This window comes from Klebsiella sp. EMBS2024 (genome assembly GCF_036233805.1).
Taxonomy (GTDB): Bacteria; Pseudomonadota; Gammaproteobacteria; order Enterobacterales; family Enterobacteriaceae; genus Klebsiella; species Klebsiella pneumoniae.
On the sequence record NZ_JAZARW010000001.1, the window covers coordinates 2,047,770 to 2,061,588 of the forward strand.

14 protein-coding genes are annotated in these 13,819 nt (G+C 59.6%); 8 read left to right on the plus strand and 6 right to left on the minus strand.

Features of this window, described 5'->3' with window-relative positions; genetic code table 11:
* From VZP09_RS09305 to VZP09_RS09315, 3 genes are all read left to right on the plus strand, one after another.
* On the plus strand, positions 1-747 hold a 747-nt coding region (locus VZP09_RS09305), incomplete at its 5' end, for an ABC transporter ATP-binding protein (RefSeq protein WP_328795071.1).
* Positions 747-1,733, plus strand: a complete 987-nt coding sequence (locus tag VZP09_RS09310; RefSeq protein WP_004176005.1) for a putative FMN-dependent luciferase-like monooxygenase — start codon at positions 747-749, stop codon at positions 1,731-1,733. The genes VZP09_RS09305 and VZP09_RS09310, both read left to right, overlap by 1 nt.
* A 9-nt stretch (positions 1,734-1,742) precedes the next feature.
* Positions 1,743-2,834 carry an alkylhydroperoxidase domain protein gene (locus tag VZP09_RS09315; RefSeq protein WP_015874843.1) on the plus strand — a complete coding sequence of 364 codons (1,092 nt, stop codon included), beginning with the start codon at positions 1,743-1,745 and terminating at the stop codon, positions 2,832-2,834.
* Positions 2,835-2,840: 6 nt separating this feature from the next.
* Here the strand turns inward: VZP09_RS09315 and araJ are convergent, their stop codons facing one another.
* Entirely contained in the window at positions 2,841-3,995 is a 1,155-nt protein-coding gene (araJ, locus tag VZP09_RS09320) for an MFS transporter AraJ (RefSeq protein ID WP_002906449.1), read from the minus strand.
* A gap of 264 nt (positions 3,996-4,259) precedes the next feature.
* Here araJ and VZP09_RS09325 point away from each other — a divergent pair, with 264 nt between their 5' ends.
* The 4 genes from VZP09_RS09325 to VZP09_RS09340 all read left to right on the plus strand — a co-directional run bounded on the left by VZP09_RS09325 (position 4,260) and on the right by VZP09_RS09340 (position 6,273).
* Positions 4,260-4,700, plus strand: a complete 441-nt coding sequence (locus VZP09_RS09325; protein ID WP_004176000.1) for a VOC family protein — start codon at positions 4,260-4,262, stop codon at positions 4,698-4,700.
* Positions 4,701-4,767: 67 nt separating this feature from the next.
* The gene (gene ppk2, locus VZP09_RS09330) at positions 4,768-5,586 is read left to right on the plus strand and encodes a polyphosphate kinase 2 (protein ID WP_004180084.1); all 819 of its coding nucleotides are present in this window, start codon (positions 4,768-4,770) and stop codon (positions 5,584-5,586) included.
* A 178-nt stretch (positions 5,587-5,764) separates the two neighbouring features.
* Positions 5,765-5,950, plus strand: coding sequence for a hypothetical protein (locus VZP09_RS09335; protein ID WP_004175994.1), 186 nt, complete (start codon positions 5,765-5,767; stop codon positions 5,948-5,950).
* On the plus strand, positions 5,947-6,273 hold the full coding sequence (locus VZP09_RS09340; RefSeq protein WP_015958479.1) for a CcdB family protein: 327 nt from the start codon (positions 5,947-5,949) through the stop codon (positions 6,271-6,273). Before VZP09_RS09335 ends, VZP09_RS09340 begins: the two co-directional genes overlap by 4 nt.
* A gap of 52 nt (positions 6,274-6,325) precedes the next feature.
* Here VZP09_RS09340 and fdnI read toward each other — a convergent pair whose 3' ends face one another.
* The 3 genes from fdnI to fdnG are packed head-to-tail and all read right to left on the minus strand — an operon-like array spanning position 6,326 to position 10,918.
* Positions 6,326-6,982: a formate dehydrogenase-N subunit gamma gene (gene fdnI, locus VZP09_RS09345; protein WP_032411560.1), complete on the minus strand. Its 657-nt coding sequence runs from the start codon at positions 6,980-6,982 to the stop codon at positions 6,326-6,328.
* Complete coding sequence (fdxH, locus tag VZP09_RS09350) at positions 6,975-7,859, minus strand: formate dehydrogenase subunit beta (protein ID WP_004143747.1); 885 nt, start codon at positions 7,857-7,859, stop codon at positions 6,975-6,977. Before fdxH ends, fdnI begins: the two co-directional genes overlap by 8 nt.
* A gap of 11 nt (positions 7,860-7,870) precedes the next feature.
* The gene (gene fdnG / locus VZP09_RS09355) at positions 7,871-10,918 is read right to left on the minus strand and encodes a formate dehydrogenase-N subunit alpha (protein ID WP_014907530.1); all 3,048 of its coding nucleotides are present in this window, start codon (positions 10,916-10,918) and stop codon (positions 7,871-7,873) included.
* 225 nt (positions 10,919-11,143) lie between these two features.
* Here fdnG and yddG point away from each other — a divergent pair, with 225 nt between their 5' ends.
* Entirely contained in the window at positions 11,144-12,022 is an 879-nt protein-coding gene (yddG, locus tag VZP09_RS09360; protein ID WP_117027193.1) for an aromatic amino acid DMT transporter YddG, read from the plus strand.
* Here yddG and VZP09_RS09365 read toward each other — a convergent pair.
* Positions 12,019-12,792: a 1,6-dihydroxycyclohexa-2,4-diene-1-carboxylate dehydrogenase gene (locus VZP09_RS09365; RefSeq protein WP_328795075.1), complete on the minus strand. Its 774-nt coding sequence runs from the start codon at positions 12,790-12,792 to the stop codon at positions 12,019-12,021. The genes yddG and VZP09_RS09365 overlap by 4 nt on opposite strands.
* A 9-nt stretch (positions 12,793-12,801) precedes the next feature.
* Complete coding sequence (gene benC, locus VZP09_RS09370) at positions 12,802-13,818, minus strand: benzoate 1,2-dioxygenase electron transfer component BenC (RefSeq protein WP_004148513.1); 1,017 nt, start codon at positions 13,816-13,818, stop codon at positions 12,802-12,804.
* Position 13,819 lies beyond the last annotated feature (1 nt).

Sequence of the window (13,819 nt, forward strand, 5' to 3'; positions counted from 1 at the left end):
CAGGCGCTGCAGGCGCTCGACAGCGTCAGCTTTGAGGTCAGACGCGGCAGCACCCATGCGCTGGTGGGCGAATCCGGCTCCGGGAAAACCACCCTGGCGCGGATCCTGCTGGGCTTTGAGCGCGCCGACGCCGGACAGGTCACCATCGACGGTATCGACGCCGGGCATCTCAGCCGCGAGGCACAGCGTCAGCTGCGGCGCAAGATCCAGTTTGTCTACCAGAACCCCTTCGCTTCGCTCGACCCGCGCCAGACGCTGTTTGCGATTATCGAAGAGCCGTTAAAAAACTTTGAGCGCCTCAGCGCGGCGACGCGTCGCCAGCGTGTGGAGAGCGTTGCCGCCCGGGTGGCCCTGGCCCCCGAGCTGCTGTCGCGTACGCCGCGGGAGCTTTCCGGCGGCCAGCGCCAGCGGGTGGCGATTGCCCGGGCGCTGATCCTCGAGCCGGCGATACTGGTCCTTGACGAAGCGACTTCGGCGCTCGACGTCACCGTTCAGGCGCAGATCCTCGCCCTGCTGCAGCAGCTACAGCAGCAGCTGGGACTGAGCTACCTGTTCATTACCCACGATCTGGCGACGGTCAGGCGGATCGCCGACAGCGTCACGGTGCTGCGCGCCGGCCAGGTGGTGGAGCATGGCGACGTAAACCGCCTGTTCGCCGCCCCGCAGCAGGCCTACACCCGCGAACTGATCGCCGCCATTCCCCAGGTTTCCTCCCGCTTAGCACAGGCCCACACGGAGAACGCATAATGCCAAAACGCCTCGGTTTTTTTACCCGTCTGCTCGATCAGGGCTCCGCGCAAACGCGCTACCGGCTGGCGGCCGAACAGATCCGCCACGCGGAGCGTTTGGGCTTCGACAGCGCATGGATTGCCCAGCACCATTTTCATGAACAGGAAGGCGGCCTGCCTTCGCCGCTGGTGTTTCTCGCCCACGTCGCGGCGCAGACCGACCGGATCCGCCTCGGTACGGCGATTATCACCTTGCCGATGGAAAATCCGCTGCGCGTCGCCGAAGACGCGGCGGTACTGGATTTACTCACCGACGGACGTCTGGAGGTGGGTTTTGGCTCCGGCGGCACGCCAACCTCGTTTCTGCCCTTCGGCCTGACCAGCGAGCAGCGCGGGGCGGCGTTTGCCGACCATCTGCACCTGATCCATAGCGCCTGGCGCGGCGACACGCTGAGCCACCCGGACAACCGTCTCTATCCGCCGGCGCCGCAGTTGGCGGAGCGTATCTGGATCGCCACCTTCTCTGCGGAGGGCGCCATCCGCGCCGGTCAGGCGGGACACGGGCTGATGCTGTCCCGCACCCAGCCACGGCCACCCGGCGAGCCACGTCTGCCGCTGGACGCCATTCAGAACCCGATCATTGACGCCTACCTGGCGGCGCTGCCGGACGGCGTTGCGCCGCGGATCCTCGCCTCGCGCACCGCCTTCGTCGCCGACAGTCACGCCCACGCCCTGCAGGTCGCCGAGCCCGGTCTGCGCAAGCAGGCAACTCAGCACCGGGCGGCGGGTCATACGATAGAAGGTGACAGTGTCACCGACTATCTGCAACAGCTTGATGCCCACGTTGGCGATCCTGAGCATGTTATTGCCTCCCTGGCGCAGGACAGCGTGCTGGCCCGCGCCACCGATATTTCGTTTCAGGTGCACTCGGTCGAGCCTTCGCACCGGGATACGCTGCGTTCCATTGAGCTGATCGCTCAGCATATTGCCCCCCACATCAGATAAGGAGTCCCCATGACGCTGAGTCAGGATATTCTGGCCGAACTGGCGGAGATCGCCCCCGGTTCCCCGCTCGATCAGGCGCGCGCCGTCCGCGATGCCGCCACCCGTCACGCCCAGGGAAGTTATGAAGTGCTGTTCCGCCAGCAGGACGCTGACTTTCCTCTTGATGAACGCTTCGCGGTGGCCGCGAAGGTGGCAAAACTGCACCAGGCGGACGCGCTTGCGGCGCACTATGCCGGTTTCGGCCTCGCCGATCCGACCACCGATCGTCTGGTCCCGGCGCTGGCCTTTGCCCGCCTGCTCACCTTCACCCCCGTTGAAGCCACTCCCGGCGCGCTGCACACCTTAACCAGCGCGGGCTGGAGCCTGCGGGGCATCGTCACCCTGGCGCAGCTGGTAGCCTTTGTCAGCTTCCAGAGCCGACTGCTGCTGGGCCTGCGGGCGCTCAACCATAAGCCCATCGTCAGCGCAGATACGCCGCTGGTCGCCGGATACTGGCATACCACCCCGTACGCGCAGAGCGGCAAAGCGGCCCCGGTTCGCTTCACCCGCGACGAGCTGCACTGGGAACCCTGGCTGGCCGATAAACCGCTGGCGGAATTCAACGCTGAAGAACAGGCGATTCTGGCCAAATATGGCCATAGCGACTCCCCCTACTTTCGCCTGCTGGCGCGCAACCAGCCGGTGCTGGAGCAGCGGACCCTGACCGATAGGGGCATTTTCTATACCGCGGGAGGATTGCCGCGCGCCGAACGCGAGCTGGCCGCCACGGTCGCCAGTAAAATCAACGGCTGTATTTACTGCGCCTCGGTGCATGCCCGCAAAGCGGCGCAGCTGGCGAAGGACGAGACCGCCGTCGACACGCTGCTGGCGGTGACGCCGGGAGAGGATCTACGCGACGGGCAATCGCCGCGCTGGCAGGCGGAAATCGACGCCGCCGCCGCGCTATCGGTGACGCCACCCGCGTTAAACGCCGATCATCTGGCGGCGCTTGATGAGCAGGGCTTAGATACTCTGGCCCAGCTGGATCTGCTGCAGTCCGCGGCCTTTTTCGCCTGGGCCAACCGCCTGATGCTTACCCTGGGCGAACCCTGGCGTGAGTAGGCGTCGTTAGTAAGCTTGTCGCCGCTGATGGCAGCCATAGATGAGCAAGGCGCTCATCGCCAGAAACGACAGCGCGGCGGCGGGGAGCGCCACGCTGTTCCAGCCAAAGCCCTGGGCGATCATCATTCCGCCGCAGAAGGCGCCGATGGCGCTGCCGAGGTTAAAGGCGATCTGTCCCCCGGCCGCCCCCAGCATCTCGCCGCCTTTGGCGTTCTGCAGCAGCAGGATCTGCAGCGGCGCCGACAGAGCAAACAGCCCGGCGCAGCAGAGAAATGCCAGCGCCAGCGAAGCGACTTTCTGTTCACCGAAGGCAAAGATCAGCAGCAGCGTCACGGCTATGACCCCGTCGGTCATGGCCGCAATGCGCAGCGGGCTGTAGCGCCCGGAAATTTTGCCGCTGAACAGATTGCCGACCACCATTCCCAGCCCCGCCAGCATCATAATCAGCATCATCTTGCTTTCAGCAAAGCCGGATACATTGAGCATAAAGGGCTTGATATAGCTGAACCAGGCAAACACGCCGGCGTTACCGAACATGGTGGCGGCGAAAATCAGCCACGGCGCCGGGGAGGCAAGAAAACGGAACTGCTCGCGCAGCCGCGTGCTGGCCCGGTCATAAAGCGTGGGCACCCAGCAGAAGATCGCCAGAAATACCGCCACGTTAAATACCGCGATAAGCGCAAAGGTATAGCGCCAGCTGAAGTGATGCCCAAGCCAGGTGCCACCCGGGACGCCCACCAGGTTAGCGATCGTCATGCCGCCAATCATCCCCGCCACCGCGGCGGTCACCTTCCCCGGCGGCGCGATTTTCGACAGGATAATCGCGCCGACGCCAAAAAACGCCCCGTGGGGAAACCCGGAAACCAGCCGGCCAAGCGCCAGCATGGCGTAGCTACTGGAGAAGGTAAACAGGGTATTGCCGAGAATACACAGGCCAGCCAGGAACAGCATCACCGATTTCAGGGAAAACCGGCTGGAGAGCAGCGCCATGATCGGCGCGCCGATCACCACGCCGAAGGCATACCAGGCAATCATATTGCCGGCGGCGGGAATGGATATTCCGACATCGTGCGCCATATCCGGCAGCACGCCCATAATGCCAAACTCCGCCATGCCAAGTCCAAAGGTGCCCAGCGCCAGTGAAAAAATCGTTTTTTTCATACATCTTATAGGGATATTGAGAGCCGGCCGGCATTATTTACTATCCCGCCCCGACACACCAGCTAAAAACGCCCGACGGCAGTTTCCTCCATACAACAGCCTGATTCGTTCATGTTCCCCAGCCGCGTGGCATACCGGCGGCGTGGTTTCGTAGAAACAATCCCCTATCAAAATCAGTGAGCTCAAAGAGATAAACACCTCATTGATCTCAAGTTAACTTGAGGTTGTAAAGTCAAATCATCGTTCACCTTGGGAGAATTATCCATGCATAGTGTTGATGTCGGTTTTACTCATGTCGCCTTTACCGTCCGCTGTCTGGCCAGCAGCATCGATTTTTATACCCGCTATACCGCGATGACCGTCATTCATCAGCGCGAGCCCGACCTCCCCTCGGCGCGGAAAGTGGCATGGCTCAGCGACCGCACCCGGCCTTTCGCCCTGGTGCTGGTGCAAAGTGACGATCCGGCCGATACGCCGCTGGGACCGTTCGGCCATCTCGGCGTCGCCTGCGCCACCCAGGCCGAGATCGATGAGAAAGTGGCCCTCGCACGGCGGGAAGGTGTTTTACGCCGGGAGCCGGAGCAGCTGGGCGATCCGGTGGGCTATTTCGCTTTCTTTGCCGACCCGGACGGTAACACCCTGGAGCTGTCGTGGGGGCAGCGGGTGGGACTGGAAGTCATCCTGGCGGGAAAACCCGGCGAATAATTTTCCACCGCCTCGCCGGGGGAGGATTACACTTCAAAGGGATACCTCGGCAACACGGAGCATGGCGATGGGCAACAAGAAAAGCGGTAATCCGGTCGACACGGCGGCAAAAATCGCGCCGCTCGACAACAAAGCGTACGAGAAAGCGCTGCGCAAACTCCACGTTGAGCTGGTGAAACTGCAGCGCTGGGTGGTACACAAAGGACTGAAAGTGTGCATTGTCTTTGAAGGCCGGGACGGCGCCGGGAAAGGCGGCACCATTAAGGCCATCACCGAGCGCGTCAGCCCGCGTATCTTCCGAGTCGTCGCCTTACCCTCGCCCACCGAGCGCGAAAAAAGCCAGCTTTACTTTCAGCGCTATATCAAGCATCTCCCGGCGGCCGGCGAAATCGTGATTTTCGATCGCAGCTGGTATAACCGCGCCGGCGTCGAACGGGTGATGGGCTTTTGTACGCCGGAGGAGGTGCAGAAGTTCCTCGACGGCGCGCCGATGGTGGAGCGCGGCATGGTCGAATCGGGCATTATTCTGCTCAAGTACTGGCTGGAGGTCTCTCCGCAGGAGCAGGAGCGCCGTCTGCGGGATCGCATCGACGACGGGCGTAAAATCTGGAAGCTCTCGCCGATGGACATTAAGTCTTTCAACCGCTGGGATGAATATACCGCTGCCCGCGACGCCATGTTCGCCGCCACCGATACCGCCTGGGCGCCGTGGTTCGTCGCCCGCTCAGAGGATAAAAAGCGCGTGCGTCTGAATATCATCACCCATCTGCTGTCGCAGATCCCCTATGAAGCTTTACCGGTGGAGCCTGTGACGCTGCCGAAGCGCAAAATTGGCAAAATGAAACAGACTAATTTTCCTTTCCGCTTCATTCCAGAGAAGTTTTGATTATTTCCCGTCGCNCTGGTTAATGCCAGCGCCAGGTTTATTACTATAACCATGAATATTTCAGGCTGTTACTTCCCTCTGGAAGCTGTCTCGCAAAATAAATATTAAACTTACTGCTGGTATTTATTTTTTAGTGGGTAAAGTAAATAATCACAGAACCAACCGCAAGGAGCCTATGATCAAAAGTAATACGCTACGTAAAAGACCCACTGACGTACCCGTCCAGAAGGCGTCAGAACAGCCAGGTAAGGATTTACGAGAAGCAGATAAACAGCGACAGCACAAGGAATTCATTGCCGCAATGAATGAATTTATTGCAAAAGGAGGCACTCTTACTGATGATGAATTTTTCAGGGTGCTATGATGCTTGAACAATTCAATGTTTATCGAAATTGTTCTGCTCAGACAAATAAAACCCTGCCATATTATATGATCGTGCAGAATGATTATTATACAGACCTGGCCACGAGAGTCATTATTCCTTTAATGCGACCACAACAGTTACCACGCTGGCATCAGCATGTCGTACCAAGGATAAATATAGAATTTGACAGCTTTTTACTTTGTACGCCAATGAGCAGTAACTTAAATAATAAACGGATCCCGCCACAGGATTTCGTCTGCAATCTGAGTCATGCGCGCCAGGGCGTTATCGATTCAATCGATACTCTTATCACGAACTGCTGACTGCCGGGAATCCGCTCCGACATCCTCGGAGCGGGTTTCNNNCCGTAAAGGCTTACTTCATTCCCTCACGGCTCTCTTTTTGCGCTTCCAGGCGTTCGACATCGCGATACCAGCGCGGGTGGTGTTTCTTCGCCCAGCGGCGGCTCACCTTGCCTTCAATCATTCCCTTAATCGACCCCTTTACCCAGAACGCCATATACATATGGATAAGGATGGCGTGGATCAGAATGATGGCCGATGTTGCGTGAATCAGCAGGCTATAGCGAATCACCTGCATCGGGAAATACGGCGCGAAATAGGGCCGCCAGATAATCACCCCGGTCACCAGCAGCACGAAAATCATACTCATGATGGTCCAGAACATCATCTTCTGCCCGGCGTTATACTTACCGACGCGCGCCACCTTATGCTCGTTGCCTTTCAGCACCTCGACGATGCCTTTCAGCCACGGAATATCCTGTTTATCAGGGATGTTGTGGTGGACAAAGCGCACGAACATAAACATCAGCGCGACAAAAATCAGCACCCCAAAGAACGGGTGCAGAATACGCCCCATCTGCGGCGTGCCGAAGGTTTCCGTTAGCCACTGTAGCGTCGGAAAGAAGAACGATATTCCCGACAGCGCCACGAGGAAGAAACAGATAACCACCGTCCAGTGACAGGCGCGATCGATAAACGTTGTGCGCACAATCATCTTCGATTTACTCATCATGCTTCTCCTCGTCGTCGTCAACTTCCTTGTTCGGCCCGATACCGATGTAGTGGTAAATCAGCCCGGCGAAGGTGGCGATAAAGCCCGCCGCCGCCAGCGGTTTCAGCGCCCCCTTCCACAGACTGATACTGGTATCGATCTGCGGTTCCTTCGGCAGCTTGTGATACAGCTCCGGCTGGTCGGCATGATGCAGGACGTACATCACGTGGGTGCCGCCGACGCCCGGCGGGTTGTAAATCCCGGCGTTGGCATAACCGCGTTTTTTAAGCTTAGCCACCCGCTCCTCGGCCACCTCCAGCATCTCTTTCTTCGTACCGAAGTGGATCGCGCCGGTAGGACAGGTTTTCACGCAGGCCGGCTCCTGGCCGACGCTGACCCGATCCACGCACAGGGTGCATTTATAGACCCGGTTATCCTCTTTATTGAGGCGCGGGACGTTAAACGGACACCCCGCAATGCAGTAGCCGCAGCCGATGCAGTTTTCCTGCTGGAAATCGACGATGCCGTTGGCGTACTGAATAATCGCCCCGGCGGATGGGCAGGCTTTCAGGCAGCCCGGCTCTGCGCAGTGCATACAGCCATCCTTGCGGATAAGCCACTCCAGTTTGCCGTTCTGTTCGGTCTCGCTAAAACGCATTACCGTCCAGGATTTGGCGCTGAGATCCGCCGGGTTGTCGTACACCCCGACGCAGTGCCCCACGTCATCGCGGATGTCATTCCACTCGGAACAGGCAACCTGGCAGGCTTTACAGCCCACGCAGGAGGAGACATCGATAAGCTTGGCGACTTCCGCTTTATAGTCCCGCGCGCGCGGCGCGGGGGTGATCGGGTTGGTCGCGGAGCGTTTAATAATGTCTTGGGTTTCCATCGCCATTGAATCGCTCCTTACGCTTTCTCGATGTTGACCAGGAACGCCTTGTATTCCGGCGTTTGCGAGTTGGAATCGCCAACGTTAGGCGTCAGGGTGTTGGCGATGTAGCCTTTGCGGGCCACGCCTTCAAAACCCCAGTGCAGCGGGATCCCGACGGTCTCCACCTGCTGGCCGTTGACGTTCAGCGTGCGCAGTCGGCGAGTCACCACGGCAACCGCGCGAATGAAGCCGCGCTTGCTGCTGACTTTCACCCAATCGCCGTTAGCGATACCTTTGCTTTTCGCCAGCCCTTCGCTGATTTCGACAAACTGTTCCGGCTGCGCGATGGAATTGAGCAACGCATGCTTGGTCCAGGTGTGGAAATGCTCGGTCAGACGATAGGTGGTCCCGACATACGGGAATTTATCCTTCTTACCTAAGCGAATGGCGTCCTCTTCATACAACCGCACCACCGGGCTGGAGACCACCTTCGGGTGCAGCGGGTTAGTGCCAAGCGGGGTTTCCATCGGCTCGTAGTGCTCCGGGAACGGCCCTTCCGCCAGTTTATCGAGCGCAAACAGGCGACCCAGCCCCTCCTGCTGCATGATAAACGGCCCGGTTTTGCTCCCTGGCGGCGCGGTATTGAAGTCCGGAATATCATTCCCGACCCACTTGCTGCCGTTCCACTGGATCAGCATCCGCTTCGCATCCCAGGGCTTGCCGTTGATATCGGCCGAAGCGCGGTTGTACAGCACCCGACGATTGAGCGGCCACGCCCAGGCCCATCCCAGCGTATTGCCCAGGCCCGAAGGATCGGCGTTATCACGATTCGCCATCTGGTTACCCTGCTCGGTCCAGCTGCCGGTATAGATCCAGCAAGACGACGCGGTGCTGCCGTCATCGCGCAGCAGCGCGAAGCTATTGAGCAGTTGGCCTTTTTTCGCCAGCAAAGTGCCATTTTGATCGTAGAGATCCGCCAGCGCGTAGCCGTTGTTCTCTTTTGCCACCTCTTCCGATTCCGGATGGTCCGGCTGCTTGTAGCGCCAGCTCATCTTCAGCAGGGGTTCCGCGCCCTTCCCGCCTTCGGTGCGGTACAGTTCGCGCAGGCGATGGTAAATCCCGGCAAGGATTTCGCCATCATTGCGCGCTTCACCTGGGGCATCCTGACCTTTCCAGTGCCACTGCAGCCAGCGGCCGGAGTTGGCGATCGAACCGTCCTCTTCGGCAAAGCAGGTCGACGGCAGACGGAAGACTTCGGTCTGAATCGCCGACGGGTCGACATCATTAGACTCGCCGTGGTTCTGCCAGAAGGTCGAGGTTTCGGTCACCAGCGGGTCGATAACCACCATATATTTCAGCTTGCTGAGGCTGCGAACCACTTTGTTTTTGTCCGGGAAGGAGGCAACCGGGTTAAAGCCCTGGCAGATATAGCCGGTGACGTTGCCGTTATCCATCATATTGAAGTATTTGATAACGTCGTAAGCCTGGTCCCACTTCGGTAACCACTCAAAGCCCCAGTCGTTCTCTTTTTGCGCCGCCTCGCCGTAGAAGGATTTCATCAGGCTAACGAAGAATTTCGGGTAGTTGCTCCAGTAGTTCACCTGCTCGGGCAGGGTCGCCTTCGGCGTGTTGGCGCTGAGGTAGCTTTGCAGATCGGTCTGTTTGTCCGATGGCAGCGTCAAATAGCCCGGCAGACTGGTCGACAGCAGGCCCAAATCGGTCAGCCCCTGAATATTTGAGTGGCCGCGCAGGGCGTTGACGCCGCCGCCGGCCATCCCCATATTGCCGAGCAGCAGCTGGATCATTGCCATGGTGCGGATGTTCTGCGCGCCGACGGTGTGCTGCGTCCAGCCCAGGGCATACAGGAAGGTGGTGGTGCGGTCCGCGGCGCTGGTTGAGGCCAGCACGTCGCACACTTTAAGGAAGTCCGCTTTCGGCGTACCGCAGATATTCTCCACCACTTCCGGCGTGTAGCGGGAAACGTGCTGCTTCAGCAGATTCCACACGCAGCGCGGGTGGGTGAGCGTTTCATCGCGTTTGGCGTAGCCGTTTTCATCGAACTGGTAGTTCCAGGACGATTTATCGTACTGGCGTTTTTCCGCATCGTAGCCGCTGAACAGCCCCTCTTCGAAGGCAAAATCATCCCGCACCAGCAGGCTGGCATTGGTGTAATGCTTAACGTACTCGGCATTGATCTTATTGTTTTCGATCAGGTACAGCAGCACGCCCGACAGGAAGGTAATGTCGGTACCGGAACGAATCGGCGCATAGATATCGGCCACCGACGCGGTACGCGTAAAGCGCGGGTCGACGACGATCAGCGTGGCGTCGTTATTGTTTTTCGCCTCCATCGCCCAGCGGAAACCCACCGGATGGGCTTCGGCGGCGTTACCGCCCATCACCACCACGACGTTGGCGTTTTTGATATCCACCCAGTGGTTGGTCATCGCACCGCGACCAAATGTTGGAGCAAGACTTGCTACCGTTGGTCCGTGTCAGACGCGCGCCTGGTTGTCTACCGCCAGCATACCCAGCGATCGCACAAATTTTTGCGTTAGCATGCCGGTCTCATTGCTTGCCGCCGAGGCGCACAGCATGCCGGTGGAAAGCCAGCGGTTAACCGTCACGCCCTGTTCGTTCTTTTCAATAAAGTTGGCGTCGCGGTCGGCTTTCATCAGTCGGGCGATGCGGTTAAAGGCTTCATCCCAGGAGATGCGCTGCCATTTATCCGAGCCCGGGGCGCGGTATTGCGGATAACGCAGACGGTTTTCGCTGTGGACATAGTCCAGCAGGCCTGCCCCTTTCGGGCACAGCGCGCCGCGGCTCACCGGATGGTCCGGGTCCCCTTCGATATGGTAGATCGCTTCTTTGGCGTTTTTCGCACCGTCGCCGAGGCTATACATTAATAGCCCGCAGCCCACGGAGCAGTAAGTGCAGGTGTTGCGGATCTCTTTCGCACGCAGCAATTTGAAATTGCGTGCCTGAGCCAGCGCCATTTTAGGGGCAAAGCCCAGGGCGGCGGCGGTAGTTCCGGCCATACCGCCTGCGCAGATCTTAAAGAACTTTCTGCGGCTGACGTCCATTGCATTCCTCCATGCAGGATGTTGATTCATCGCGCGGAGGAAACTAACAGCAAAATCCCGGGAAAATTTGCGTCAAATCAAGGAGGAAAACCTTCGCCCCCTTAATCGCCAGCCCTGGCCATTTTCGCTAATCCCTAAGGGTTAGCAACGGCGGAAAATTTCGCCCCTCACCGATAAAAAGATGATATATATGCCGGCTGCATTTGCGTAACCATCAGGAAAAGCATGGAGAAAAAGAGAGCCACGACGATCGGCTTCGCCGCCATTATCTTATGGAGCACGATGGTCGGATTGATTCGCGGCGTCAGCGAAGGACTGGGAGCGGTCGGCGGCGCGGCGATGATTTACAGCCTTAGCGGCCTGCTGCTGATCTTTACCGTCGGCTTTCCCAACCTGCGCCAGATCCCGCGTCGCTATCTGCTGGCCGGCAGCGTGCTGTTTGTCAGCTATGAAATCTGCCTCGCGCTGTCGCTGGGCTATGCCGCCAGCCGCCAGCAGGCCATTGAGGTGGGGATGGTCAATTACCTGTGGCCCAGCCTGACGATTTTATTCGCCATTCTCTTTAATGGCCAGAAAAGCAGCTGGCTGGTGATCCCCGGCCTGATTCTCGCCCTGCTGGGCGTTGGCTGGGTGTTGGGCGGTGAGCATGGGCTACAGCCCGATGAGATTATCAGTAACGTCATTTCCAGCCCGCTTAGCTATCTGCTGGCCTTTGTCGGGGCGTTCATCTGGGCCGCCTACTGCACGGTGACGGCCAAATATGCCCGCGGTAAAAACGCCATTACGCTGTTCGTCCTGTTAACCGCCCTGACGCTATGGCTGAAATTTCTCGCCAGCGACCAGCCGCCGATGCTGTTTAGCTGGCCGGTGGTCATTAAGCTGATGACGGTCTCCGTGGCGCTGGGGCTGGCCTACGCGGCGTGGAACGTTGGCATCCTGCACGGCAACGTCAGCCTGCTGGCGGCGGCCTCCTACTTCACGCCGGTGCTCTCCTCTGCGCTGGCGGCGATCCTGCTGAGTGCGACCCTGTCGTGGTCCTTCTGGCAGGGGGCCGGGATGGTATGTCTCGGCTCCCTGCTCTGCTGGTACACCACCCGCCGTTAGCCGAGATNGCCTCCGGCTACCGGCAGCGTCACGCCGGTGATNTAGCTGGCCTCATCGCTGGCGAGAAACAGGATCGCATTCGCCTGTTCCGCCAGCGTGCCGTACCGGTGCAGCAGACTGCTCGCCACCGTCTGATCGACGACCTGCTGATACCACGCCTTTTCCTGCTCGCTCGGCTGCTCTTCGTTACGCGGCGTCAGGCGCGGCGGCGCCTCGGTCCCGCCCGGGGCCACGGCGTTAATCCGAATACCGCTGCCGCTGTACTCCATGGCAATCGAGCGGGTCAGCGCGTTAACGCCGCCTTTCGCCGCCGAGTACGGCACCCGATTCACTCCCGCCGTCGCCACCGACGAAATGTTGACGATGCTGCCTTTGCCCTGCTTCAGCATCCATGGCAGCGCCGCGCGGCAGCCCCACAGCGTGGGGAACAGCGAGCGGCGGATCTCTTTCTCAATCTGCTCCGGCTGATATTCGGCAAAGGGGCGCGCCCAGATGGTGCCCCCAACGTTGTTGATCAGCACGTCGATACGGCCAAAATGAGCGACCCCGGCGGCAAACGCCTGCTCGGTACTTTCCCACGCTTCCAGATCCGCCTCCAGCGCCAGCACCAGACAGCCGGATTGCGCCAGCGTCGCCGCCAGCTCATGGACGTATGACGAGCGATCGATGAGCAGCAGGGCCGCGCCTTCTGCAGCCGCCTGCTCCGCCGTCTGGCGACCAATGCCCTGCGCCGCGCCGGTGATGACGACGACTTTATCGGTAAAACGCATTTTGCCTCCTTATGCCGCCGCGCTCTGGCTGGCGATAAATTTCTCATACCAAAACCCCGCCGGGGTGATCCCGCGGTCGCGCAACGCCGTGGCAACCGCGTTAACCATCGGCGGCGGGCCGCAGAGATAGATGTCCACGTCGCCGTTGTTCAGCATCGCGTCGTCGAGATGGTCGGTGACAAAGCCGCGCTGCGGGCAAGTGCTGTTTTCATCGGCCACCACCGGTAGCCAACGATACCCCGTCAGCTGTTGAGTAAAGGTATCCAGCGCGTCGGTTTTCACCAGATCGCAGTCACGAGTAACACCGTACAGCAGCATCACCGGACGCTGGCTGCCCTGTGTCTGCAGGGTATGGAGCATGGAGAGCAGCGGCGCCAGGCCGGTACCGCCCGCTAGCATCAGCAGCGGACGTTCGCCGTGGCGCAGATAGAAGCTGCCCATCGGGCCGCTGAGGGTAAGACGATCGCCGGGCCGCGCCCGCTGGGTTAACCACTGGCTCATCATCCCGCCAGGCACGTTACGGATCAGAAAACGCCCTTCGAGGGAACCCGGTTGCGAGCTAAATGAGTAGGCGCGGACATGAGGCGTACCCGGCACCTGAATGTTGACGTACTGCCCCGGCAGGAAGGCCAGCGGCTCATCGAGGGCGACCACCAGTTCGATGGCGGTATCGGACAGTAAATTCACCTGCCGCACCTGCGCCCCGAGCGTCGCCAGGGCCGTTTTGCACTGGGCAGCGGCCACCGGCACATCGATCACGCAGTCGCTGGTCGGGACCATCTGACAGGTCAGCACCTGACGGGCCTGCGCTTCGTCGTCGCTTAACGCCTCGTCGAGATAATCTTCGCCCAGGTCGTACTCACCGCTGGCGCAGTGGCATTTGCAGGTACCGCAAACGCCGTCCGAGCAATCCATCGGCAGATTCACCTTCTGGCGATAGGCGGCATCCAGGACTTTCTCTCCGGCATTGCACTGAATAAAACGGGTTACGCCGTCCTCAAAATTAAGAGCAATATTGAAGGTCATA